The 23,763-nt window shown below is 63.5% G+C and carries 19 protein-coding genes; 3 read left to right on the forward strand and 16 right to left on the reverse strand.

Features of this window, described 5'->3' with window-relative positions; all coding sequences use genetic code 11:
- Nucleotides 1-158: 158 nt before the first annotated feature.
- The 15 genes from VE26_RS00555 to VE26_RS00620 all read right to left on the reverse strand — a co-directional run bounded on the left by VE26_RS00555 (nt 159) and on the right by VE26_RS00620 (nt 21,985).
- A complete protein-coding gene (locus tag VE26_RS00555) occupies nt 159-836 on the reverse strand; it encodes a response regulator (protein WP_046103312.1) in 678 nt (225 codons plus the stop codon).
- Nucleotides 833-3,493: a sensor histidine kinase gene (locus tag VE26_RS00560; RefSeq protein ID WP_046103313.1), complete on the reverse strand. Its 2,661-nt coding sequence runs from the start codon at nt 3,491-3,493 to the stop codon at nt 833-835. Before VE26_RS00560 ends, VE26_RS00555 begins: the two co-directional genes overlap by 4 nt.
- 1 nt (nt 3,494) lies before the next feature.
- Nucleotides 3,495-4,055: a potassium-transporting ATPase subunit KdpC gene (kdpC, locus tag VE26_RS00565; protein WP_046103314.1), complete on the reverse strand. Its 561-nt coding sequence runs from the start codon at nt 4,053-4,055 to the stop codon at nt 3,495-3,497.
- Nucleotides 4,056-4,064: 9 nt separating this feature from the next.
- A complete protein-coding gene (gene kdpB / locus VE26_RS00570; protein WP_046103315.1) occupies nt 4,065-6,116 on the reverse strand; it encodes a potassium-transporting ATPase subunit KdpB in 2,052 nt (683 codons plus the stop codon).
- Nucleotides 6,117-6,129: 13 nt separating this feature from the next.
- A complete protein-coding gene (gene kdpA / locus VE26_RS00575; protein WP_046103316.1) occupies nt 6,130-7,839 on the reverse strand; it encodes a potassium-transporting ATPase subunit KdpA in 1,710 nt (569 codons plus the stop codon).
- Nucleotides 7,840-7,852: 13 nt separating this feature from the next.
- The gene (locus VE26_RS18965) at nt 7,853-7,966 is read right to left on the reverse strand and encodes a potassium-transporting ATPase subunit F (RefSeq protein ID WP_152658656.1); all 114 of its coding nucleotides are present in this window, start codon (nt 7,964-7,966) and stop codon (nt 7,853-7,855) included.
- Between the two features lie 336 nt (nt 7,967-8,302).
- A complete protein-coding gene (locus tag VE26_RS16910; RefSeq protein ID WP_052715569.1) occupies nt 8,303-11,353 on the reverse strand; it encodes a cyclic nucleotide-binding domain-containing protein in 3,051 nt (1,016 codons plus the stop codon).
- A gap of 9 nt (nt 11,354-11,362) precedes the next feature.
- The gene (locus VE26_RS00585; protein ID WP_046103317.1) at nt 11,363-11,710 is read right to left on the reverse strand and encodes a DUF3307 domain-containing protein; all 348 of its coding nucleotides are present in this window, start codon (nt 11,708-11,710) and stop codon (nt 11,363-11,365) included.
- Nucleotides 11,707-12,249, reverse strand: coding sequence for a cyclic nucleotide-binding domain-containing protein (locus VE26_RS00590; protein ID WP_046103318.1), 543 nt, complete (start codon nt 12,247-12,249; stop codon nt 11,707-11,709). Before VE26_RS00590 ends, VE26_RS00585 begins: the two co-directional genes overlap by 4 nt.
- An 11-nt stretch (nt 12,250-12,260) precedes the next feature.
- Nucleotides 12,261-14,291: an ATP-binding cassette domain-containing protein gene (locus VE26_RS00595; RefSeq protein ID WP_052715570.1), complete on the reverse strand. Its 2,031-nt coding sequence runs from the start codon at nt 14,289-14,291 to the stop codon at nt 12,261-12,263.
- The gene (locus VE26_RS00600; RefSeq protein WP_046103319.1) at nt 14,288-16,459 is read right to left on the reverse strand and encodes an NHLP family bacteriocin export ABC transporter peptidase/permease/ATPase subunit; all 2,172 of its coding nucleotides are present in this window, start codon (nt 16,457-16,459) and stop codon (nt 14,288-14,290) included. The genes VE26_RS00595 and VE26_RS00600 overlap by 4 nt, the downstream gene beginning before the upstream one ends.
- Nucleotides 16,456-16,710 (reverse strand): hypothetical protein, encoded by a 255-nt coding sequence (locus VE26_RS00605; protein WP_046103320.1) that lies wholly within the window; start codon nt 16,708-16,710, stop codon nt 16,456-16,458. Before VE26_RS00605 ends, VE26_RS00600 begins: the two co-directional genes overlap by 4 nt.
- Before the next feature lie 11 nt (nt 16,711-16,721).
- Nucleotides 16,722-18,884, reverse strand: coding sequence for a CHASE2 domain-containing protein (locus tag VE26_RS00610; RefSeq protein ID WP_160297765.1), 2,163 nt, complete (start codon nt 18,882-18,884; stop codon nt 16,722-16,724).
- Nucleotides 18,885-18,936: 52 nt separating this feature from the next.
- Nucleotides 18,937-20,580 (reverse strand): FecR family protein, encoded by a 1,644-nt coding sequence (locus tag VE26_RS00615; RefSeq protein WP_046103321.1) that lies wholly within the window; start codon nt 20,578-20,580, stop codon nt 18,937-18,939.
- Nucleotides 20,581-20,587: 7 nt separating this feature from the next.
- Nucleotides 20,588-21,985, reverse strand: a complete 1,398-nt coding sequence (locus VE26_RS00620; RefSeq protein WP_160297766.1) for a porin family protein — start codon at nt 21,983-21,985, stop codon at nt 20,588-20,590.
- Between the two features lie 251 nt (nt 21,986-22,236).
- On the opposite strand from VE26_RS00620, the gene VE26_RS17960 reads away from it, so the two are divergent.
- From VE26_RS17960 to VE26_RS17970, 3 genes are read left to right on the forward strand one after another with little or no spacing between them, the layout of a single operon-like run.
- Nucleotides 22,237-22,392, forward strand: a complete 156-nt coding sequence (locus VE26_RS17960) for a hypothetical protein (RefSeq protein WP_160297767.1) — start codon at nt 22,237-22,239, stop codon at nt 22,390-22,392.
- A gap of 10 nt (nt 22,393-22,402) precedes the next feature.
- Nucleotides 22,403-22,546 carry a hypothetical protein gene (locus VE26_RS17965; protein WP_160297768.1) on the forward strand — a complete coding sequence of 48 codons (144 nt, stop codon included), beginning with the start codon at nt 22,403-22,405 and terminating at the stop codon, nt 22,544-22,546.
- A gap of 24 nt (nt 22,547-22,570) precedes the next feature.
- Nucleotides 22,571-22,708 carry a hypothetical protein gene (locus VE26_RS17970; protein WP_160297769.1) on the forward strand — a complete coding sequence of 46 codons (138 nt, stop codon included), beginning with the start codon at nt 22,571-22,573 and terminating at the stop codon, nt 22,706-22,708.
- A gap of 51 nt (nt 22,709-22,759) precedes the next feature.
- On the opposite strand, the gene VE26_RS00625 is transcribed toward VE26_RS17970, so the two are convergent.
- On the reverse strand, nt 22,760-23,647 hold the full coding sequence (locus VE26_RS00625; protein WP_052715572.1) for a helix-turn-helix domain-containing protein: 888 nt from the start codon (nt 23,645-23,647) through the stop codon (nt 22,760-22,762).
- Nucleotides 23,648-23,763: the final 116 nt, after the last annotated feature.

The raw sequence follows: 23,763 nt of genomic DNA on the forward strand, positions 1-23,763 counted from the left end.
ACAGACGTCGCCCGTAATGGTCACCGTGGTGGAGTCAGGCCGAGGGAAGTGAACGGCGGCATGCGAGTACCAAGGGCGCTGCCTGCGACGAGGGAATGTTTGCTAATCTGACGCAGCTGCATAAGGCGCGATGACCAAGAAACGCCTGCCTCGCTCAGCTAGAGGTTAGACAATCGATAGCCCACGCCGGCCTCATTTATGATCAGGCTAGAGGCATCAGTGTCGATCTTGGAGCGCAATTGCCCGATTAGAACTCGCAGATATTGTGCATCGTCCTTATGCGCCGGACCCCACAGCCGTTGCAGGGCTGTGGCGTGGGTCACGACGCGGCCGGCATTGTCCGCGAGAAGCACAAGAAGATCATATTCCTTGGGGGTAAGGTGGATCGCTTCAGTGCCCCGTGTCACCATTCGTCTGTCGCGGTCGAGAACGATAGTGCCAAAGCTCTGTGGTCCGGCGAGGGGCGCGTCCGGCTCGGCATGGCGCAAGGCGACGCGGATGCGGGCCAGCAATTCGCCAATGCCGAAGGGCTTTTCGATATAGTCATCGGCGCCCGCATCCAGTGCTGCGATTTTCTCGATCTCCTGGTCACGCGCCGACAAGACGATGATGGGCACTTTCGAGAAGGCGCGAACGGTCTCGATGACTTCCTTTCCGTCGCCATCGGGCAAGCCGAGATCGAGCACGATCAGCGCCGGAGCCCGTGTCGCGGCAAGACGTTTGGCCATCGCTGCCGTTTCGGCAGTCTCGACCGCGAAGTCGGAGGCCTCAAGGGCTGGTCGCAGGAAGCGCTGAATCTGCGGTTCGTCATCGACGACAAGAATTCGCGGCTTCATGCAGACTCCTCCCCGGCGCGTGGCAACCTGATGATGAAACGCGTGCCTCGGCGGCGCAGAGCCGGGCTCTCGGCCTTGATCGTTCCACCCATCGCGGCCACCAGACCGCGGGCGATCGCAAGGCCCAGACCTGTGCCTGCCTGGCGCCCATCGCCCTCGGCGCGGCGATAGAATTTTTCGAAGATGCGCTCGAGATCGCCTTCCGGAATACCCTTGCCCTGATCGGTCACCGCAATCGACACATCGCTTCCTTCGCGGCGCGCATAGATGGTCACAGGCGCATCACCAGCATATTTGCGCGCGTTGTCGAGGAGGTTAAAAAGCACCTGCTCGAGCATGACCTGATCGCCCGTCGCAAGGGGCATTCGGTCGGCGACGCTGACATCGACCTGCAAGTGCGGATGCAGACGCAGCGCCCGATTGACGGCCGCCTTGATAACCATAGCCACATCCAACGGATCGCGTTTGGCCCGCACGATGCCGGCTTCTATCCGGGTCATTTCAAAGAGATTGGTGACGAAGCGGTTGAGACGGCCCGCTTCCTCCTCGATCGAGGCAAGCAGGTCCGCCCGCGCTGCCGCCGGCATGCGATCTCCGAGTTCGCGCAGGCTGGTGACGGCGCCGGTAATGCTGGCCAGTGGCGTGCGCAGATCATGGGAGAGCGAGGACAGCAGCGCAGATTGCACCTTGGCACTTTCGCGCGTTACCGACGCCCGCGTGCTATCCTGCGTCAAGCGCGCCCGGTCGAGTGCAATGGCGGATTGTTCGAGCAGGGCGTTGATGGTCCGCTGTTCCGCGTCAGACACGGGCCCGTCTTCATGGCGCATGCCGAGCCCGACCACCCCCAGGACACGTTGCCCGGATTGAACCGGCAGGAACAGATAGGACACTTGCGGCAAGGTTCCGGTGAGGAAGCCGGCGGCTTCGCGTTTTTCCAAAGCCCAGCGGGCGGCGGTCATGGCCGCATCATTTAGGTTCTGGTCTGGTGGCCAGGCCGTCATGAGGGTGAGTTCGCCGCCGTCGTCGCTTGCCAGCACCACCGCCGGACGCCCCAGGGCGCCGTGCAGGTGGCTGGCCATGGTGTCGAGCACCTGGTCCTGTCCGAAAGCAGCCGACATCTTGCGGGCGAAGTCGAGCAGCGCCTGCGCCTGCCGGGCCCGCTGGCTGGTACGATCCATGCTGAGGCGCAGTCGTGCGGCCAGCTGGCCCGAAACCAGCGCGACCGCCACGAAGATGGCAAGGGACAAGACCTCTTCGGGCTGGGCAATTGTCAGGCGTCCCGTCGGGTCGATGAAGAAGAAGTTGTATGCGAGGAAGGAGAGGAGAGATGCTAACAGCGCTGAGAAACGACCGGCCAGCATGGCCGACAACAGCACTGCCGCCAGGTACATCATGGACAGGTTCTGCAGGGCAATGATCGCCGAAAGACCAAGGCCCAAAAGCGTAGTCGCGCTGACGGCGAGCACGGGCAATCCCAAGGTCAGCGTCCATTCCGGCAAGGTTCGCCTGCGGACCGCCCGAACCGGCGCGCGTGCACCCTGTCCGGACACGACATGTACGCCGATTTCGCCGGCTTGACGCAGCAGGGCATCCGGCAGCGACCGGCGCCAGAATGCATTCTTCCTGTTCTGACCGATGACGATCTGGGTAAAGTTCCCGCGGCGGGCCAGGCGAAGGATCGCCTTTACATAATCCGAGGCTGTTTCCCGGCGGATTTCTGCGCCGAAGCGCTCGGCCTGGCGCAGCGTCGCCTCAAGCCTGTCGATCGCCTCCTGGTGGGGTGCAAGGCGGTGCGGATGGCTCAGGGACAAAACTGTCCAGCGAGCGTTGAGGCCCGAGGCTAGCCGGCTGGCGTCTCGGATCAGGCGTTCGGACATGTCGTCGTAGCCGACGCAGACCAGCAGGCGCTCGCCAGTGGCCCAGGGGCCCTCTATGGCGCCCTGGCGCAGAAAATCGACCATCTGGTCATCGACCCGGTCGGCGGCGCGGCGCAGACTGAGCTCGCGCAGGGCGGTGAGGGTCGCGGGCTTGAAAAACCCATCCAGGGCTCGCTCGGCATTGTCGGGCAGGTAGACCTTGCCTGCCTTGAGGCGCTCGATCAGTTCCGCCGGCGGCAGATCGACCAGAACGACTTCATCGGCCTTTTTGAGCACCACATCGGGCACAGTTTCCCGAACAGGAATGCCGGTAATGTGCCCAACCAGCTCCGAGAGGCTCTCCACATGCTGGATATTGAGTGCTGTCCAGACGTCGATGCCTGCATCGATCAGTTCGGCGATGTCCTGGTAGCGCTTGGGATGGCGCGCAGAGGGCGAATTGGTGTGGGCCAGCTCATCGACAATGAGCAATTGCGGACGGCGCAGCAGCGCGGCGTCCAGATCGAATTCGCCATAGGGTCGTGCGCCCTCGACCCGAGGTAAAGTCTCAAGGCCTTCGGCGAGGACTGCGGTTTCGTTTCGACCATGAGTTTCAGCCAGGCCGACGACGACGTCTGTTCCATTGGCGGCCAAGGCGTTGGCGCGTTCGAGCATGGCATAGGTCTTGCCGACCCCAGGCGCCATGCCCAGAAAAATCGTCAGCTTGCCGCGCCTCTCGCGCGCGGCAAGCTGGAGGAGGGCGGCAGGATCAGGCCGTCTCTCATCGTCAAGGCGGTCCATTTTACCTCGCCACTTGCGTCAAGCCATCGAGCGCCAGATTGAGCGCGAGGACATTGACACGGTATTCCCCGAATATACCCAGCGCCGGTGCTTCCGTCATGTCGCTGACAAGCCTGGCAATCGCTGCACGGTCCACGCCGCGGGCCGTGGCGATGCGATCCATCTGGCTGCGGGCATTTTCCGGCGATATATGCGGGTCGAGGCCTGAGCCGGACGTGGTGACGGCATCTGCCGGCACTGTGCTCCTGCCATCGACTGCGGCGGCAACGCGGTCCACCAGCCGCCTGTCGGTGGCGCCATAGTTGGAGCCGCTCGATGCCGAGGCGTTATAGGGATCGGTGCCGGTTGCGGATGGTCGCGACCAGAAATAGCCGGGGTCGGTGAAATTCTGGCCGATGAGATTCGAGCCGATGACGTTTCCATCGCGTTCGATGCGGCTGCCATTGGCCTGGTAGGGAAAGAGCGACTGACCGATGCCGGTCATGGTCAGTGGATAGGCAACGCCGGTCAGCAGGGTGAAGGCCAGGGTCATGACGATGGCTGGGCGGATCTGGCTGAGCATGTCTGCCTCCTAGATGATGCCGATTGCGGTTATGGCCATGTCGACCGCCTTGATGCCGATAAACGGCGTGACCAGGCCGCCAAGCCCGTAGATCAACAGATTGCGCGAAAGCAGCGCGGCGGCACCCACCGGACGGTATTTCACGCCCCGCAGGGCAAGGGGGATCAGTGCCACGATGATCAGCGCGTTGAAGATCACGGCCGAAAGAATGGCCGATTGCGGCGAACTGAGACCCATGACGTTCAGGGTGCCAAGACCCGGATAGGTTGCGACGAACAGTGCCGGGATGATGGCGAAGTATTTGGCAACGTCATTGGCGATGGAGAAGGTCGTCAGTGCGCCGCGGGTCATCAGGATCTGCTTGCCGATCTCGACGATCTCGATGAGCTTGGTGGGGCTGCTGTCGAGATCCACCATATTGCCGGCCTCGCGCGCCGCCTGGGTGCCTGATTGCATGGCAACGCCCACATCGGCCTGGGCCAGCGCCGGCGCGTCATTGGTGCCATCGCCGCACATGGCGACGAGGCGGCCGCCGGTCTGCTCCTGGCGGATGTAATCGAGCTTCTGTTCCGGGGTGGCTTCTGCCAGGAAATCATCGACACCGGCCTCGGACGCTATGGCAGCGGCGGTAACGGGATTGTCGCCGGTGATCATCACCGTGCGGATGCCCATGGCGCGCAGGGCGGCAAAGCGCTCCTTGATGCCGGGCTTGACGACGTCCTTGAGATGGACGACCCCGAGCAGCCGGTCGGCTTCCCCCACGGCCAGCGGCGTGCCGCCGGAGCGGGCAATGACCTCGACAGCCTTGTTGAACTCCGCGCCCGCTTGGGTCCGGTCGAGACCGACGAACCGCAGGACAGCATCGACCGCGCCCTTGCGGATCCGACGCCCTTCCACATCGACACCCGAAAGGCGCGTCTGGGCCGAGAACGGGATGAACGTCCTTGCCACGCCTGCCTGGGTTGGTTCAACGACGCGATACTCGTCGCGAGCCAGGGCGACGATGGAGCGCCCCTCGGCCGTTTCGTCGGCAAGACTGGCCAGCAGGACCGCCTCGGCAAGATCGCGCTCACTGACACCGGCCACAGGCAGGAACTCGGAGGCCATGCGATTGCCAAAGGTGATGGTGCCGGTCTTGTCGAGCAGGAGCGTATCGACATCGCCCGCCGCTTCCACGGCCCGACCGGAGGTGGCGATGACGTTAAAGCGGATCAGCCGGTCCATGCCGGCAATGCCGATAGACGAGAGCAGGCCGCCGATAGTGGTTGGGATCAGCGTTACCAGCAAAGCCGCCAGGACTGCCACGGAGAGATCGGTGCCCGAATAGAGCGCCAGTCCGTAAAGCGTGACCACTGCTATAAGGAAGATCAGCGTCAGGCCCGAAAGCAGGATCGACAGCGCGATCTCGTTGGGAGTCTTCTGCCGCTGCGCGCCTTCGATCAGTCCGATCATGCGATCGACAAAGCTTTCGCCCGGCCGCGTGGTGATCCGCACCTTGAGCCAGTCGGAAATCACCTGCGTGCCGCCGGTCACGGCCGAACGGTCGCCGCCCGCTTCGCGAACGACGGGTGCCGATTCGCCGGTTATCGCGCTTTCATTGACCGAGGCCACACCTTCGATGATCTCACCATCGCCCGGTACGATGTCATTGGTTTCGACGATCACGATGTCGCCGACTTTAAGGGTCGTCGCCGCCACGACTTCACTGGAATGATCGCCCGGGCGGTCCGGGAACAGCAGCTTTTTGGCAATAAGGTCAGTCTTGGAGCGGCGCAGGCTTTCGGCCTGCGCCTTGCCACGACCCTCGGCCACGGCCTCGGCAAAGGTGGCGAAAAGCACGGTGAACCACAGCCAGAGCGCGATCTGGACAGAGAAGGAAAGCGTTTCACCGCCCCCGATCAGCTCCTGCACCGACATGGCTGTGACGAGGACAGCGACGATCTCGGTAACGAAGATCACCGGATTGCGGATGAGCTGGCGCGGATCGAGCTTGATGACCGCATCCTTGAGCGCCGGGACCAGAATAGCCGGGCTGAAGATTGATATGGAAGCATTGGACATGTGAGGAGGGTCCTTAAAAGCTCTGCCCGGCAAGCATGGCGAAATGCTCGGCGATGGGCCCGAGAGCCAGGGCCGGGAAGAATTGCAGCCCGCCCATGATGAGGATGATGCCGATCAGGAGGCCGACAAAGAGCGGCCGGTCGGTGGGGAAAGTGCCCGAGGACGCTTCTGCCCGGGGCTTGGCTGCCAGCGAGCCGGCAATGGCCAGCACCGGCACGATATAGGCGAAACGCCCCAGCAACATGGCCAGCGCCAGAGTGGTGTTGTACCAGGGCGTGTTGCCGGTGAGCCCCCCAAAGGCTGAGCCGTTATTGCCGGCGGCCGAGCTGAAGGCGTAGAGGATTTCACTAAGCCCATGCGGGCCGGGCGTGGTGATCGAACCGACACCGAATTCGGCGACGGCAGAGACCGCTGTGAAGCCCAGGATGGCGAGCGGCAGGATGAGCACGGCCAGCATGGCTAGCTTCATCTCGCGCGCCTCGATCTTCTTGCCCAAAAATTCCGGCGTGCGCCCGACCATGAGCCCGGCCACGAAGACGGCGAGAATGGCAAATACGATCATGCCGTAAAGGCCTGACCCGACGCCGCCCGGCAGAACCTCGCCCAACTGGATCAGGAACATCGGTACAAGGCCACCCAAAGGGGTGAGCGAGGAATGCATGGCGTTGACGCCGCCATTGGATAGGCCGGTGGTGACGGTGCCGTAGAGCGCGCTCATGGCCTGACCGAAGCGCACCTCCTTGCCCTCCATATTGCCCTGCAGCGCATCCACGCCGACCGCATGCAGAACCGGATTGCCTCCCGTTTCGGCCCAGTACACCAAGCCGATCCCTGTGGTCAGCAAGACAATCGTGACCGCGATCAGCGCCCAGCCCTGGCGGCGACTGCCCACCATCTGGCCGAAGGCGTAGACCAAAGCCAGCGAGACGGAGAGCATCGCGATGATGTTGAGATAGTTGGAGAAAGCGCTCGGATTCTCGAACGGATGGGCAGCGTTGACATTGAAGAAGCCGCCGCCATTGGTGCCGAGCTGCTTGATCGCCTCCTGGCTGGCGACCGGCCCGGTGGCGATGGTCTGCTGCGCGCCCTCCAGGGTGGTGGCGACAAAGCTGGCATCCAGGCTTTGCGGCAGGCCCATGGCAATGAAAGCAAGCGTGACCACAAGAGACAGCGGCAGCAGGACATAGAGCGTGGCGCGCGTCATATCGACCCAGAAATTGCCCAGCTCGGACACCTTGGAGCGCACCAAGGCGCGGCTGACGGCGATGGCGACGGCCATGCCGGTGGCGGCGGAGAGGAAGTTCTGTACCGTCAGGCCGGCCATCTGGCTGAAATGGCTCATGGTGCTCTCGCCACCATAATTCTGCCAGTTGGTATTGGTGACGAAACTCACCGCCGTATTAAAGGCGAGGTCAGGTGGCAGACCCGCAAAACCCTGCGGGTTGAGCGGCAGCAGGTGCTGCAGGCGCAGCATGCCATAAAGCGCCAGGAAGCCGGCCAGGCTGAAGGCCAGAACCGCCAGAGCATAACCCAGCCAGCCCTGCTCCTTGTCCGCCCGAATGCCGGCAATGCGATAAAGTCCGGTCTCGATGGGAGCCAGCACAGGTGAAAGCCAGGTGCGATCGCCTGAAAATACGCGCGCCATATAGAGCCCAAGCGGCTTGACGAGCAGCAGGACTGCAATCAGCACCAAGCCAATTTGCAGCCATCCGAAAATGGTCATGAGAAGTCTCCGCTCAGAACTGCTCGGGACGCATCAGCGTCACGATGAGGAAGACTGCGATCGCAAGCGCGACGACAAAAGCGATGAGCAGCATGGCGCCCTCACAGACGGTCGAGGGCGAAGGCATAGGCTGCAAGGGCAGCAAGCATGCCGGCGCCCAGGAGGATGAACAAAAGATCAAGCATGGCAGTGTCTCCAATCAGGAGCATTGCAATGCGCGCTCAGCCCATCAGCTTTCCATTCGGAATGGGGCTGTCCGGCATAAGAATTTCATAAAGATTGGGTGACGCGGCTTGGCACAATCAACCAAGGCTTGTTGAGCTGCGAGACAAGCGCTGTTGGATGCCAAGTCCAGCGGCACGCTTCCTCATAAGCTGGCACTGTATCTCTTGCGTTCGGATGAGCGTGCACAGTGAAATCCTCTCATCATCGGCCGCTTCGAGTGACGTCTGGAGCTTTGGCGCTAACCCCCCAGGGCTTTCCGAAGGCGGCGGGAGAGTGTTTGAATGATGCTCGTCGCGATATCCATATGCGAAGCGATGAGCGTTTCGAGGTGCGCCTGGGACAGCGCGAGTATGTGGCTGGCCTCGCGCGCCACGACGTCGGCGGATCTGGGCTGGGGGTCGAAGGCGGCAAGCTCGCCTGCGACGTCGAACCGGCCAAGGCGCGCAATTTCGACGCCTTTGCGCTCCACGCCGAGACTGCCATTGACCACGATGTAGAGAGTGGTGCCCATGCTGCCGGCAGCGATCAATGCCTGGCCAGGGTCGAGGAAGAGCTCTTCGACGACGGGCGCGAATTCAGCGAGATAGACGTCCTCGATACCGGCGAAGAGATCGACGGATTTCAGGATCATCACCTTTTCCAAGACATCCAAGGACTGCGTCCCCCTGATTTTGCTGCCCGGTGGGGCAAGGTTGGCGAGGCAAAGCCGCGACCAGGCCGATAAAGGAATTGGTCCGGCCTGCAGCCAGGCCACGCATTGGCCGAGCTCGTCCGGGACCGCAGATGCCAGCGCGGCAAGACGGCGGCTGTCGCCCATATTCTCCGCGCCGCCAAGGGCCAGCAGCGCAGCCGGGCGCAATCGCGGCGGCAGGGCGAGCTCGAAATGCTCGTCGGCATAGCCCGGGTCGCCTGAGCCGAACCGCATGACGCTGGCAAAGGCGGGCCGCCTGCCCACCAGATGCGGATCGCAGATCATGACCAGCGCGAGGGCCAGATCGAGGCGCTGGCGGGCCTCGTGCCGCAAGGCTGCGATGGCCAACCCAATGTCATCATCCGGATTCAAAACGGCAATGGCGCGCGCCAGGTGTACTGCCTGATCTATGAGGATTTCGGCGCGGGCGTGCGCCAGGCGCCGAGGGAGGAGCAAGGCGCGGCCCCATATCTTGGACATGGCGGAGAGAGCCACCGCCGGGTCCGCCTTAAGCGCAAGACCGATGAGGCAGGTTTGCGCGGCAGGATCATCGATGCGGGCCAGCGCCGTGACGCAGAGGCGCTGCATGGCAGGGTCGCCCCCGGCAGTCGCGCCTTGGAGAACGTCGAGACCCGGCGCGCCGAAGCTGCCCACAGCCGACAGCAGAGGCGGCAAGTCCTGGGATGGGCATGCGGGATCTGACAGCCTTTCCGTGAGACCGTCGAGCAAAATGGGAGCTCCATGGCCAGCTGCTATTCTATAGGCCAGATGGCGCGTTGTGGCGTCGGGATCGCCAAGGCGCAAGGCGATGGCCTCGACGACCTCTTGATCACGACTGTCTGCGAGCACTTGAAGGGCATCGCAGCGGATCTGCGGATGCGGATCCTCAAGATCTTGAAGGAAAGCGCGCGTAGCAGCCCCACCCTCTGCTCCGCCCATGGCGATGAGAGCCCTCGCGCGTGCCAGATGCTCGGCCCTGCTTTGGGGCTCAAAAGTCGTTATGGCGGCAAGAGCAACCGGATCGGCGGCGGCCGACAACGCCGCGAGCAGCATGGGGCGGAGACCCGCCTCTGCCCAGGGCAGAAGCGCCGCCAGCTGCGGGGCGAGCCCAGCTCCGGCGAAATCCTGCGGATGGGACAGGATGACTTTATCAAGATCGTGGCTGCGCCCCAACAAATCGGGCAGCACGGTGCGGTAAGCCTGGACGTCACGGCTGCGGATGATGGGCAGCAGGGGGGCGGCTTCGGCAGGGTCGAGACTACGGGCACGCTCGACCAGAAGCGCAATAGCCTGCGGACTGGCAAAGACCGGTGCCGCCGGATCAAGCGTCTGGCGGCCGGTGACGGCCAGTTCGAGCGCGGTACGATAGCGCCGGCCGACGATGAGCCCGGCAATCCACCAGATGGCCAGGACCGGCGCGAGAACGATGGCAATGTCCGCCGCGCCGATATCGGGCAGCAGGCCCGCCAGCAGCAGCAGACAGGCGGCCAGGGCAATGCCCGAGGGTTCGACGAACCCTTCGCTCAATGTCTGGGCGCGGAAGCGAGCCGAGGCCGGCAGCGGCTGGAACAGCGCCTGTGACGCGGGGCGATAGAGGCAGAGCCGCAGGCTTTCATCGAGCACTTTCATGGCCACGACGAGGCCGAAGACCCAGGTCATGCCCCCAGCCATGCCCGAGTGAGCGAGCAGAACGGCCAAGGTGAGTACCAGAAGCGCACCGGGCAAGAGGGGAATGACGGCGGCCACGCCGAACCGTGACATGATCACGGGCGCCAGCGTGTTCGACAGCACCAGCGAGACACCGGCGGCGCTGGCGAGCGCCATGCCGATGAAGCCGGTCGCGGCTACCCCATCGGCAAAGTGGACCTGCGTTTCGATATAGAAGCTGTTGTCGATGAGGAAAAAAGCGAGGTTGGAGCACAGGGTCGCAGCGAAGATGGCTGCAATGAAGGCCTTGACCCGCCGGTTGAACGTCTGGGGCCGCAGCGGCAGGTCTGGAGTGGCGGGAAGGCCCGCCGCAGGCGCCAGACGCCGCAGGATGACGATGATGAGCGCCCCGGCCATAAGGTTGCTGGCTGCCGAAACCAGCAACAGGTCGGACGGCTGCAAGAGGACGAGAGCCAGCGGGATGGCAAGGCCGACGCCGAGCGCGCCCAACTGCTCGCCTGCGCCGATGCGGGCGAATTCGCGGCGGGCCTGGGCTATGGCGAAATACTGGTTGGCCAGACCCCAGAAGACCAGGCTGGAGGTCATGTTCTCGATCTGGGCCCAGAGAAACGTCAGGGCCGCGACGGTCTGCGGTTCGAGACGATAGAAAAGGCTCAGTGCAACCGAAACGAGGGCGCTCGCGGCCTGCACGCCGATCAGCATGGGCACAAGCGGCAGCCGGCTTTCGAGCCGCAGGAAAACAGTGGCGACAAGGGGGCAAACCAGCGCCGTCGCGAGATAGATCCAGGCGATCCATTGCGCCGGGAAATGCGCCAGGAACAAGCCTGCTCCCGCCGTCTGCACCAGAGTGCGCGGCAATCCCATGACCAGGGCCGCGAGGGCAATGAAGAGTGGCAGGCGGAGCGTGGCCGGACTGGATATAGCGGGCAAAGGCAAGTCCTAGAAGCCGGCGAGAAAAATCAGGATGGCAATCCAGGCAAGCTTGCAGGCGATATGTAGCGCCTGATCCTGATTGAAGGTCAGCTTGCCGGTACATTTGGCGTCATCGATGAGGGCGTGGACGACAGTTTCGGCCAGGCCGAGCCAAAGGCTGCCGGTGATCAAGCCGACAAGCCCGCCCTGAATGATCGAATGCGCCGCCAGCGCCTGATACCATGGCACACCCGGAACAGGGTTGGCGCGGTTCTTGGCGCGCGACAGGAATTCCCCCTGCAAGGGATAATCCCCCAGAGCATGGGCAAAGACCATGAGGGCGAAGAGATCGAGAAAAGGCAGGCCGGTCGTCATCTCTCGCTCCGCGCCGAGGACAGCGTGTTGAGCAGGTGTTCAAACCTTATACCGGCCAGCGACACCTGATCGAGCAAATCCTCATCCAGTTCATCCTCGACGATGGATGCCGTTGCCAGGCCGTCCGCCGATTTCATGCGCGAGGTGGTCGAGCGCAGGCGGTCGGCCAGGAAAATGGCGAGCGCACGATAAAAACGCGCGGCAAAGCCGGTATCCTCGGCCAGACGTGCCTGCACCGCCCGCTTGTCCACGGCGAGGATGGAACTGCCAGCAAGAGCGGTGACCGTGGCCGAAGGCGGCGCGGAATCGACGAAGCTCATCTCGCCCGCGATCTCGCCACGTCCGAGGCGCACCAGTTCGCCCATGCCCGATACCGACACGCTGGCTTCTCCCGCCAGAACGAAGAAAAGGTCTGCCACCGGCTTGCCTTCGTGAATAAGCGGCTCGTCGACGGCCGCCGTCCAGGTCCGGCCGGCATTGGCCAGCCAGTCGACATCATCGTCGTTGAGCTGGCTGAGGATATAGAGAACCTTGCGCATATCCGTCCTTTTCAAAGATGCTGATCGCGGGCCAGCGCCGCAAAATGCCCGTTTTGGGCCATGAGATCGTCGAAGCGGCCGGTTTCCACCACCAGACCACCATCCAGAACCACGATGCGATCGGCGTCCCTGATGGTGCTGAGACGATGAGCGATGACGACGCGAGTCACCTTTAGCCGCGCCAGTGTATCCACCACCTGGGCCTGGCTGCGGTTGTCGAGGGCGCTGGTGGCTTCATCGAGCAGCAGAAGCCTGGGGCGGTGCATCAGGGCCTGGGCAATGAGAATGCGCTGCCGCTGCCCACCGGACAACATGCCGCCGCCGTCTGCCACCACAGTGTGCATGCCCATGGGCATGTTTTCGATATCTGCCACCAACCCAACCATGCGGGCGACGTCCCATGCGTCGGATATGCTGGCGCCCGTGGCACCTGCCAGATTTTCATAGAGCGATCCGGCATGGACCATGCCGTTCTGGAGCACGATGCCCACCTGCCGGCGCAGGCTGGAGAGATCCATGCCCGTGGTGGGCTTGCCGTCGAAACTGACCGTGCCCGAGATCGGCAGGTCGGAGCCGGCGAGGAGGCGCTGAATGGTCGACTTGCCGCTTCCGGAGCGGCCGACCAGCGCGACGAACTCGCCCGCACTGATATCAAGATCAACGCCCTTCAGCACATCGGGCCCGTCAGCGTCATAGCGAAAGCGCACGGATCGCAGGCTGGCAGCGCCACTGATCACGCCGGGATCGGCGCCCGTTTCGCGCGGTTCAGGCGGCGTCGAGATCAGTGGACGGGACCGCTCCAGCAAGGGGCCTATGGTCAGCAATTGGGTGCCGGACAGCACGAGTGCATCAATGGCCGCTGCCAGTTGCAGGAAGCTGGTGATAAAGGCCACCAATACTCCCACTGCCAGCCCTGTGGGCGGCAAGAGAGCCATGGCGCCGAAGACGACGGCGAGGCCGATCCAGACCATCCAGGACTGATGGATGGCCTGATGGGCGGCGAAACGCCGTGCGCCGTGAAAGGCGCTGCGATAGGGGCGGCCCCGGAGCATCCATTGCTCCATGGCGGCCGGGCCGGCGGCGGCCTGGCGGATCTTGTTGATCCCCAGGATCATCTGCAGCGAAAAGCTTTCAAGACGCGTCGCCGCAACAAGCTGGCTGCGTTCGTGGGTGAGCTGGCTGAAGGTCAGTATGCCCGAGACCAGCGCGATCAAACCAATTGGCAGGGCGGCCACCAAAGCCAGGGATGGCGACAGCGTGACCAGCACGAAAAGACTTGAGGCGATGGCGGAGATGGCCAGTGTCGCAGTCACGAGGTGGGTCGAGACGATCTGCCTGATGTCCTGAAAGCGCAGGGCCTGCCCGGTTATGGACCATGCCGTATGGTTGCGGAAATAACCGAGGGGCAGGCGCAAGAGCCGGCTCATCATGGCGGATTGCAACACGATATCGAGCCGGGTCTCGAGCCGCGCCACGGCAAGGGCCCTGACTGCATCGAAGGCTGCACCAGCGAGCGCGAGCATGACCAGCACCAGGACGATCACGCCGAGCGCAGAATAATCGCCCAAGGGCACGATGTCGGTGAGCGTATGAGCCATGGCGAGGGGAACGGCCGAAATGACCGCCGCACCCAGGGCGGCCATGGCCAGAACCGATCCGATATCCTTGCCGCCGCCCCTGACGGCGAAGCGGAAAAGACCAGAAAAATCGAGCACGGAATCGGGCAGGCGCGGATAGAGCTGCACCGCGTCGCGCGAGATGGTCGCAGCGAGCGCAGCATCGACCCTCTGCACTTTCTCGCCAAGGCGCAGGGTCCAGCGCCGGCCGCGAGGAAGCAGAGCAACCGGCGTACCATCCTGCAGCGCGCCGAGCATGGGCCAGCCGGGCCTGGTAAACCAGTCGGCGGCCAGCACGACCGGCCGGTGGGGCAATCCCAGCGCCGTCAGAGGCGATGCGCCGTTGGGGTGCCGCGTGGTTTCTGGCAAGGTGTGGCCCATGGCCTTGAGGACGACCGCAATGGCGGCGAGATGCGGATCGCTCATGCTTCTTCGTCCACCAGAGCATGGTATTCGCCTTTTGCCTGCATCAAGGCTTCATGGGTGCCGCGCTCGACGATGCGTCCGGCCTTCATGACGATGATCTCGTCGCAATCGCGGATGCTGGAGAGGCGATGGGCGATGATGAGGCAGGCCATGCCCCGCGCCTTGAGCCGGGCATTGACATGGGCCTCCGCCAACGGGTCAAGCGCGGATGTGGCTTCGTCAAGGATCAAGAGGCTGGGGCTGCTGACCAGAGCGCGCGCCAGTTCGAGCCGTTGCCGCTGCCCGCCGGAGAAATTGCCGCCGCCCTCGGTGACGATGGCATCGAGGCCTCCACGCCGCGCCGCCATATCGTGCGCCATGCCGGCATCATCGAGGGCCGCAAGCAGGACCGCATCGTCCAATTCGGGGTTCCAGAGGCTGAGATTGGTGCGGATGCTGCCTTCAAACAAATAGACATCCTGGTCCACATAGCCGATCAGTTCGGCGCGCTGGCGCGGCTCGAACGCCGTGAGATCGTGCCCTGCCATCGTCACCCGCCCGGCCCAAGGCGCATGCAGCCCGGCTATGACGCGCCCCAGCGTGCTCTTGCCGCTACCTGATCCGCCGACAATGGCGACCCGCCTGCCCGGCATGACCGACAGACTGATATTGTCCAGAAGCGGCGGATCGAGCGGATTATAGCCAAAACTCAGGCCCGAAACCTCCAGCAGCGCATTTTCGACCTGCTGCCGCTGCGCCCCGACAACCAGTGGCTTGGCCCGCAGCACATCGCCGATCCGTGCCAGATCGGCCCTGATGGCCTGGATGTCGCCGACGAGGGCAACAAGGCCAAAGAGCGGGGCGGTAAAGCTCAAAGTGAGGGCCTGAAACGCCAGGAGCCCGCCCAGCGTCAGCTCGCCCGCCATGACCCGGGCGCTGCCCAGCCCCAGCACCATGATATTGGTCAGCACGGCCAGAAGTGCGGGCAGTACCGAGACGATCACATCGGTGCGAGCCAGCGCTGTGCGGATGGACAGGAGCCGGGCCTGATGCCCGGCCCAGCGCCGGAACACATGGTGCTCCCGATTGGTCGCACGCACGGTCTCGATGCCCTGTACGGCGCTCAGCGTCGCCGAGACGAGCCGGCCCATTTCGGTGCTGAGCCGGCGGGCGGCATCGACCTGGCGCTCGGCCGACCAGCGCACCAGAAGCACGAGCAGGGCCTGAGCCAGGAACGCCGCGATGGCCAGAACCGGATCGACCACCAGCATCAAGGCAGCATAGGCCAGCACGGTCAGGAGGTTGAACATATTGGTTGCCAGCGCACCGGAAAGAAGTTGCGCCACCCGCTCGTTTGCCTCGACCCGATTGACGATCTCGCCGGGATGCCGCTGCAGGAAAAAGGATGCCGGGAGCGAGAGAAGGCGGCGCACCATGTCTGCGGCAGGAGCGATGGCGAGCCGCGTTTCGAGCCGCACCAACATGGTCTGCTGAAAGGCCGTCAACAGGCCCTGGAGGGCGGCGACGAAGGCGAGCGCAAGCGCGAAAGGCGCGAACCAGTCCTGCCGCCCCGCCACCACGATCTCGTCGATAAAGATGCGGGAAAAGGCTGGAAGGGCAAGCCCCGGCACGATCAGCAACAGGGTCGCCAGGACCACGAGGACAAGCCCCAGACGGGACCCCCGCAGCCGCTCGCGGATCAATTCGATGGACGATGCAGGCCGCCTGGAGCGTTGAAAATCGGGGCCTTTCTCGAAGGCCAGGACCACGCCGGTAAAGGCTTCGGACAATTCGGCAAAGGACAATGTGCGGCGGCCAATGGCCGGGTCGTTGGTATAGACCTTGCCGTTCACGATGCCTTCAAGCACGACGAAATGGTTGAAATTCCAGTGCAGGATGGCCGGCCAGGGCACCTCGGCGAGACGATCGGCTTCCTTGCGGAAACCCTTGGCGGAGAGGCCATAGGATCGAGCCGCCTTGAGCAGATTGGAAGCCTTGGTGCCATCGCGTGACACGCCTGTGCGCTCGCGCATTTCCTCCAGCGTGATCCAGCGGCCATGATGGGCGAGGATCATGGCAAGGCTGGCAGCGCCGCATTCGGTCTGCTCGATCTGGAGGACCGAGGGCACTGCGCGCCGTCGCAATTCACCGGGCGCATGCTGTAGCGTAGCGGGCGCAGCAAGGCTCACCGCTGGCCTCCAAGCTCTGGAAACAACAGGGTGACGGGCGCGCGTCGCTCGGCAGCGGTTTCGGCACCATCAGCCGAAACCGTGACCGTGCCGAAAAAGCCCCAGATGACGAGACCCGCCGTGATGAGGGTCAAGCCTAAAAGCGTCAGTACTGCGCCCGAACCGATAGTGACGACGGCGTCATCGAGCTGTTCTGGCGAGGTCAGGCGGTCAAGCGCCTGCTGGCGATACAATCCGTCCTTTTCGCTCATACCTGCTCCTTTCACTTGGATTGCGCGACATGGACAGCGTCCCAGCCCGCTTCGGGCGGATCGGCGATGAAGGCATCCATGCGATCGGCATAAAGCGCGTAAACCGGAGCAAGCTGTGCGGCCAGGGACGGACGCGGGCCGTCGAGCAAGGTCCTTGCGCCACTGAAGTCGGCGCTTCTATAGGCATCGAGCAGGCGGCCATGCCAGACCGCAAGTTCGGCAAAGCCCGCCCCGTCTGCGACATTGGCATCGCCGATCAGGGCATGGAGGGTCACGGGGCTGGACCGCCCAAAGACGCGCACAGCATCGATTTCGAGGAAGGCCAGGTTGCCTGCGGCTTGACGCGTCTCGCTGGTGACCGCGATGGACACACCATATTGCTTGGTCAGGCCCTCGACGCGCGAGGCCAGGTTGATGGCGTCGCCAATGGCCGAATAGGAAAAACGTTGCTCGGACCCCAGATTACCAACACAGGCCCAGCCCGTATGGAGGCCGATGCCGACGCGCAGGGTGCGGCCGGTCTGGGCATTGAGCTGTTCGACCGCTTCGAGCATGTCGAGCGCGGCAAGGCAAGCCTTGCGCGGATGATCGGCAATATCGAGCGGGGCGTTCCAGAAGGCCATGATGGCATCGCCGATATATTTGTCGATCGTCGCGTCGCGCGCGAGCAGCACGTCGGTCATCGGTGTGAGGAACTGGTTGAGCAGCGTCGTCAGCGCGGTGGGTTCGAGCGTTTCGGACAGGCCGGTAAAACCGCGAATATCGGAAAACAGCACGGTGAGTTCGCGCATTTCCCCGCCGAGCCTGAGTGAAGCGGGGTCTTCAGACAGGCGCTCGACCAGGGTGGGCGAGAGATAGCGGCCAAAGGCATTGCGCACGAAGAGCTTGTCGTTATTGGCAAGGGCAATCACCAGCGGCGCGGTGAGGCCGAACACAGCGAGCATGCAGAGTAGCGGCAGCAGCGGATCGATAAGGAGGCCCTGGCTCGTAAAGGCCCACCATGATCCCGCCATGGCCGCGAGAGACAGGCCGGCAAGGCCAAAACTCGAGAGGATTGGGCCGCCGAGGCTCACCAATGCCACCAGAGCCAGCCCGGACGCGACGGCCAGCGCGATTTCCAGACCTGGAGCCCAGTCCGGCCGCGTCAGGAACGACTGACTGACGATCTGGTCGATGATTTCGGCATGGACCTTGACGCCGGGCGTGGCCGCATCAACCGGGGTCGCCACGATATCGCGCAGGCCCACTGCGCTGGTGCCGACCAAGGCAATTCGTCCGGCCAAAGAAGCCGCCAAGCTGTCCCGGTCCGTCCCCGCCAGCACATCGGCGGCGGCGATGACCGGCATATTGGGCAGGCCCGAATAATGCACCCAGAACTCACCTGCAGGCCCTACCGGTGCATCCAGCAGGCCCACGCGCAGGGCCGTCATTGCGCCGCCTCCACCACCCTCGCCACTGGCATCGGATGAGCGCAGCGCAAAGGAGCCCGCGCCTTGGGCGACGCGCAGGGCCTCGATGCTGAGACCGGAATAGAGCCGGCCTTGCGCAGACAGCACCAGCGGCATGGAGCGGATGATATTGTCCGAGGACGGAGGGAACGAAAAAACGCCCAGGCCCGGAGCGCTGTCGTCGAGAATTTCAAGATTGGTGACGCCGCCCGAATAGGCCGGTAGATAGTCGACCGGATTGCTGCCCCCAAAGCTGAAGCCGCCCTTGGGGAGGGGCAGCTGCGCATTGTTCTCCGAAGTGATCGCCATGCCCATGACCACCGGCGCCCCAGCTATGGCACCGGCCAGAACGCTGTCATTGTCGAGCGGCAGTCCGGCGACGTCGAGTGCGGCAGCTTCCGGCCCCAGGTTCTCGAGCACACGACCCAGCGAGGTGCGGTCCGGCTCGGAAAAGACGATATCGAAAGCGATCGCTGCAACGCCGAGTGTGTCAAGCTCGGTGACAAGATCGGCCATTATTGTGCGCGGCCAGGGCCATTGACCGATCCGGGCAATCGAGGCCTCGTCGATATCGATGACGGCGACGCTGGGGTCGGTGGCGTCACGCGGATGCAGCCGGTGGAAGGCGTCGAAGATGAGGTATCCGAAGCGCTGACGCTGCTCGCCGAGGGCGAGCGCCAGGCCAAGGACCACGGCGAGCGTCGCAAAGCCGGCGGCAGCGACCATAAGGCCGCGCCTGCCGGAGCGCTCTCGGCCAAAATACCGCTTCTCGGCCACGTCAGTTCTGTCTTGTGCCGGCGAAAACGCCCGTGCCGGACCAGCCTTCCATTGGCGCATTCACCGAGAACCCGCCCATTATGCCCTTTGCGATATCCGAAGCATCATTTGCAAATCCGCCCTGCAGTTCCCCAAAAACCGGACTTGATTCGGTGGGGTCGATAAAATCGGTGCTGACAAACGTTCGGCCTGTCTCGTCGAGCTCGGTCTGGACGCCGAAATCCCGGCGCCCGGCAAGATCGTTGCCAAAATTGTCGAACTCGATCCACCCGGTTCCGGAGCCGAAATTCATGCCGGCGTCAAATATGCCGTCGGCCAATCCGGACCCGCTGCTGCCCGTGGCATAGCCGACCGCATTGCCCGAGTACATTGCCGTTCCCGTCAACCCTTCGATCTGCTGGGCCGTGGTCTGGTCGCCGAGCACCCAATGCCCGTTCTCGATTGTCTGAGGTGCCGCGTCCGTGGTGCTCCAGGTGCCCCACGCCATGAAATTGCATTGGGTGCAGAGCAATTGGCTCGATGTCTGCATGCTGCCCTGATCATTGGCGGCGGAGAGCGATCCATCGGGGGCAATGGTTGCTTCGTCGGGCCCGAAGACGAAAAGCTCCTCCTCGGGAGAGAACCCATCGACAAAACGCCCCTCGGCCGTCATGGCGGTGGCATCGTAGCTGACGGCCACCTGGCTCAGCACCGGTGAGAACGGCCCCGTGCCGACGCCGAAACCGGACGCCTGATATTGAATTGGAGGGTCGGATGGCTCTGGCTCGCCGACGTTTTCGCCATCGTCGCCGCCGCTATTAGGTGTTTCAAAGCCAGCGTTAACGATCGTGCCGAGCTGCAGGCTTTCGGTGACTTGCGCCTGCTGGATGGCCGTGGTGATCATCTGATTGAGCGCAGCGAAATTGCTGCTGCCGGCATCCCCGCCCATGCCCGGAACGCCGGGCTGAGCCGGCGGCAGGGACTGGATCAACTGCCCGATCTGGGCGCTGTTGACGGGCGATTGGCCCGGCGGCACCACATTGGTCAGAATATTGGAGAATTGCGCCGACAATTGCGGTGGCGTCGGGACGACGCTTGGCGTGCCGGCAGACACGAAAATGGTCTGACCGGGCTGGGTCGTGGTCTGCTGTGCGCCATCGGCCGTCAGCACCGAAAGAACGCTGCCGAAGACGAGCGAAAAACCGGGCGGCAGTCCATTCTGCCCGGATGCGGATATGTCCACGATGGCGCCGCGAATGCCTGCCGTGCCGACGGGCGTCGTGATGGTGGCGCCGGCCTCGCTCTTGGATGCGGCTCCGCCGATGAAACGCAGGAAACCGCGCGAAGCGGTGGCGGCGAGACTCGCCGTGTCGGTCTGCGGATCGTAGACGAAGGAATCGATGACGAGACTGGAATTGGGCCCGACGGTGAAACTGCTGCCGTCGGCAAGCAATATCTGAACGAGGCCGTTCTCGTTGGTTTCGATCCTCTGGCTGGAAATGATCGGGTCGCCGATCTCGATGACCCGCGGCGTTGCGGTGATGCCCAGCGCGAAGGCATCGGGCACGACGGCGGCCGTGGTGCCGACGGGTTGTGCGAGCACTGGAAGTGGCGCCAGCAGGATGGAGGAAACGACGAAAAATGGGACAAAGCGAAGCGACAGCATTTCGGCCTCAGAAGGAATAGGACAGTGACGCACCCACGGATGCCGCACCATGCGTGCGCGTGTCGTAGTTCGAAAAGACGTGGCGGTAGCCTGCCGAAAGCTGCAGGGACAGCTGGTCCCTTAGCGGGATGGATTGGGTGGCCTGCACCGAGAGTTCGACGCCCTTCTGGGCCTCGGCAGCGTTGACCATGGGGTCCGGCCCATCGCTGTTGCGCAGGCTGGCGGCGGTGGCAAGGGTGAAGGTCCAGGGGTCCTCGGTAGTCCCTTCCGGGGTAAACCGATGCGAAAGGCCTGCCTGGACGCCGGGCTCCCAGTAGGCCTGTGAGGCGGCGACAGCATCCTTGCGCGTAAGATTGATGCCGGCCATGACCTGCCAGTCGCTCGAGAGCGAATGATAAACAGCAAGACTGGCGCGATGGCGCAATCCATCGCGCAAATCCGCGCGCGGCCGCACCACCGAGACGAGATAATCCTCATAGCGCAATGTATAATTGGCCGAGATCAGGGTCGCTGGCGAGAGCGGAATATCCAGCGATGCAGACAATCCGATCTGATTGAGATTAGGCTCGCCACCGAGCCAGCTGGTGCCGGCAAGGCCACTGAGGGACGCGCTGGCGTTATCGAGGCCGAACCGGTCGAGCCGCATGAGCGCACCGACGCGCAGATCGATGGCACCGGCGGAAACGTCATTGCGGTTGGCAAAGCTGTCCAGGCGCCCCGACAGGCTGGCCTCGATACGGTCACCCTCATTGCCGAGCGGTTGGGAAAGCTGCACCCCGCCCGAAATGCCGCCGCTCGCATCCGCAGTGCCGATGGCCACATCATCAAGGCGTGCCTGAAACCCGTTGAGCGTGACGAAGCGCTCGTTCGGACCCGAATTGGCATTGCTGCTATAGAGTGCGCCCAGGGTCACCTGCCCGGAAAGGCGCGGGCCAGCGGAAGCGCTTCCCAGATTTGCCAGCGCCATGTCGATATTGGCCCGCACTTCTGCCGGCGTATCAGGCCGGGCCTTTACGGCAAGGAAGTGCTGGCGCGCGGTTTCGTGGGCGCCCAGCCGCGCATAGAGGCTGCCAAGTTCAAGCCGCAGCCGCGGCACATCGGGCGCATAGATGTGCATGCGCTCGAACGTGGCGATGGCCGCCTCCAGATCGCCCAGGCGCGCCGAGAGCATGGCATAGGCAAAATTGGCATCGAGGTCGGCAGGGTTGGCGAGTATGCGGGCCAGCATGGCACGGCGCTCGGTCTCCAGCGCTTCCATCTGCGCGGGCGGCACGGAGGCTGCAACATTGTAGCGGGGCAAGGGTTGCGCGCTTGCCAGGTTGATGACGGACGAAGCGGCCAGAAGACCGAGAGCCGCCGTGACGAGCCTCATAGAATTGCCGAAACGCATACTAAAAACGGACATACATCCCCCGAAATCCGTCCAACATACATATTTTTGGCCGAGCCGGGTCTCGGTGATCCAGCATCGTAAATTGCCCGGCGCACAGTCTGAAATTGCGTTGCACAATGCCCATTTCGACTGACGCTGGCGATGGCCGGCGCCGCGCTTGGGACGAATGCGCAAGAGTTTGGGACGGATTGGCTTGGCCCGGAGATAGAGCACCGGGCGGGGTGCGCTTATGCTTGCCATCGTCTCAAGCAGGAGGACGTAGAATGACGGACCAGAAGCAGACATCGGCCAAAAGCGACGATGTTGCAACGCAGGATGCTGCCAGCACGACCAAGGACAGCATCGCCGATTCCGCGCTGGACAAGGTTGCGGGCGGTCGCGTGGGCGCTCCGGCGCGGCGCAATACCCGCCTGTTCTAAGGGGGGCATTATGACTGCAAAGACAGAACAGAAGCCGGTCTCGGACGAGAAGCCGCACAATGCGCCCGATGTCCCCGCCGAGGCAGAGATTGCAGACGAGAAACTCGACAGGGTGGTTGGCGGCATTGCACGCCGTGGCCCCCGCATGAGCTGACAGATCAAAACTGAGAGGAAGAGCATGAGCAAGCCCGATACACAGAAGTCCGACAAGCCGCAGGACAAGCCGGCGGAAACCACCCGCTCTGACGAAATCCGCGACGAGACGCTTGACGAGGTTTCCGGCGGCCGCCGGACGCGCCCTGCATCGCCGATGTGACACATGCAAAATGTGGGTCGGTCGCAAGGCCGACCCAGTATGCCCGCACCCTCATAGTCCATTCAGCCAGGATGCAAATGGCCTGTCGGAGAAGGGATGCTGGATACTGGCGGCGTGCAGCAGGCTTTCCCGCGCGCTTGCCCGAACATCGCTGGGCGTGTAGCCGAAGCGCTGGCGGAAAGCGCGGGCAAAATGGGACTCGCTGGCAAAACCAAGCCCATGGGCGATGGTTGACACCAGGCGCAGTTCCTGCGCGTCGCTGAGCAGGCGAAAGGCCCGCTCCAGACGCCGCTCCTGCACAAAGGCAGCGACACCCCCCAAGGGCTCGAACAGCCTGTATAGGGCAGACCGGGACAGGCCGAGCGCCCGGGCGATCTTGCCAGGCGACAGGTCTGGGTCTCCCAGATGGGCGTTGACATAATGGCGTGCCCGTTGCGTCACGGCCATGGCCACGGCATCCCGTCCTCTTTCCTGCCCCTTGGCTGTGCTCGACAGGGTCGCCGCCATGAGGTCGATCAAGGCCTTGGTGGTCCCGTCGGCCTGTTCGCGCAAGAGGTTCGGCGCCTGCTGGTTGAGCAGGATGATGAACCCCTTGAGCAGATCGATGCCAGGGCCGGACAGCGTCAGGTCATGCAGATATTCGGCGCCGCCCACGGCTTCGGCGACGGTATCGCGCGGCAGGATAATACAGATATTGTGCGAAGCGATCGGCGCGAAGTCGAGCGTCTGGCCGAAATCGACCAGATTGAGCGTTGAGCCGCTGTCACTCATATCGACCCGCAGCATGAAGTGATCCAGCATGTCCGAGCGCAGCTTGGCCTTGCTGCGGCCGAACAGGAACGGGCTGGTCCGCATCTCGCTGACAATCATGCGACCGAGATGAGCATTGCGCAGCGCTATCGAGAAGGCCTGCTCATCGGGAAAGCGGGTCTCGAACATGACCCCCACCCGGTGACTCCAGGTCGAGGCATCCGAAGAAATCAGTTCGCTGTTTGGAACAAGAAGATTCGCGCTCAGCTCTTGCGCCCCCTTTTGCCAAGTGCTTATGCCAACTC

This window comes from Devosia chinhatensis (genome assembly GCF_000969445.1).
In the GTDB taxonomy this organism is placed as follows: Bacteria; Pseudomonadota; Alphaproteobacteria; order Rhizobiales; family Devosiaceae; genus Devosia; species Devosia chinhatensis.

What these genes read in the sequence shown, in the direction of transcription:
- VE26_RS00555 (WP_046103312.1), bottom strand. Translation starts at nt 836, where the DNA reads ATGAAGCCGCGAATTCTTGTCGTCGATGACGAACCGCAGATTCAGCGC.
- VE26_RS00590 (WP_046103318.1), bottom strand. Translation starts at nt 12,249, where the DNA reads ATGCGCAAGGTTCTCTATATCCTCAGCCAGCTCAACGACGATGATGTC.
- VE26_RS00560 (WP_046103313.1), bottom strand. Translation starts at nt 3,493, where the DNA reads ATGGACCGCCTTGACGATGAGAGACGGCCTGATCCTGCCGCCCTCCTC.
- VE26_RS17970 (WP_160297769.1), top strand. Translation starts at nt 22,571, where the DNA reads ATGAGCAAGCCCGATACACAGAAGTCCGACAAGCCGCAGGACAAGCCG.
- VE26_RS17960 (WP_160297767.1), top strand. Translation starts at nt 22,237, where the DNA reads ATGACGGACCAGAAGCAGACATCGGCCAAAAGCGACGATGTTGCAACG.
- VE26_RS00585 (WP_046103317.1), bottom strand. Translation starts at nt 11,710, where the DNA reads ATGACGACCGGCCTGCCTTTTCTCGATCTCTTCGCCCTCATGGTCTTT.
- VE26_RS00615 (WP_046103321.1), bottom strand. Translation starts at nt 20,580, where the DNA reads ATGCTGTCGCTTCGCTTTGTCCCATTTTTCGTCGTTTCCTCCATCCTG.
- VE26_RS00620 (WP_160297766.1), bottom strand. Translation starts at nt 21,985, where the DNA reads ATGTCCGTTTTTAGTATGCGTTTCGGCAATTCTATGAGGCTCGTCACG.
- kdpB (WP_046103315.1), bottom strand. Translation starts at nt 6,116, where the DNA reads ATGTCCAATGCTTCCATATCAATCTTCAGCCCGGCTATTCTGGTCCCG.
- VE26_RS18965 (WP_152658656.1), bottom strand. Translation starts at nt 7,966, where the DNA reads ATGCCTTCGCCCTCGACCGTCTGTGAGGGCGCCATGCTGCTCATCGCT.
- VE26_RS00595 (WP_052715570.1), bottom strand. Translation starts at nt 14,291, where the DNA reads ATGAGCGATCCGCATCTCGCCGCCATTGCGGTCGTCCTCAAGGCCATG.
- VE26_RS00605 (WP_046103320.1), bottom strand. Translation starts at nt 16,710, where the DNA reads ATGAGCGAAAAGGACGGATTGTATCGCCAGCAGGCGCTTGACCGCCTG.
- kdpA (WP_046103316.1), bottom strand. Translation starts at nt 7,839, where the DNA reads ATGACCATTTTCGGATGGCTGCAAATTGGCTTGGTGCTGATTGCAGTC.
- kdpC (WP_046103314.1), bottom strand. Translation starts at nt 4,055, where the DNA reads ATGCTCAGCCAGATCCGCCCAGCCATCGTCATGACCCTGGCCTTCACC.
- VE26_RS17965 (WP_160297768.1), top strand. Translation starts at nt 22,403, where the DNA reads ATGACTGCAAAGACAGAACAGAAGCCGGTCTCGGACGAGAAGCCGCAC.
- VE26_RS00625 (WP_052715572.1), bottom strand. Translation starts at nt 23,647, where the DNA reads ATGTTCGAGACCCGCTTTCCCGATGAGCAGGCCTTCTCGATAGCGCTG.
- VE26_RS00610 (WP_160297765.1), bottom strand. Translation starts at nt 18,884, where the DNA reads ATGGTCGCTGCCGCCGGCTTTGCGACGCTCGCCGTGGTCCTTGGCCTG.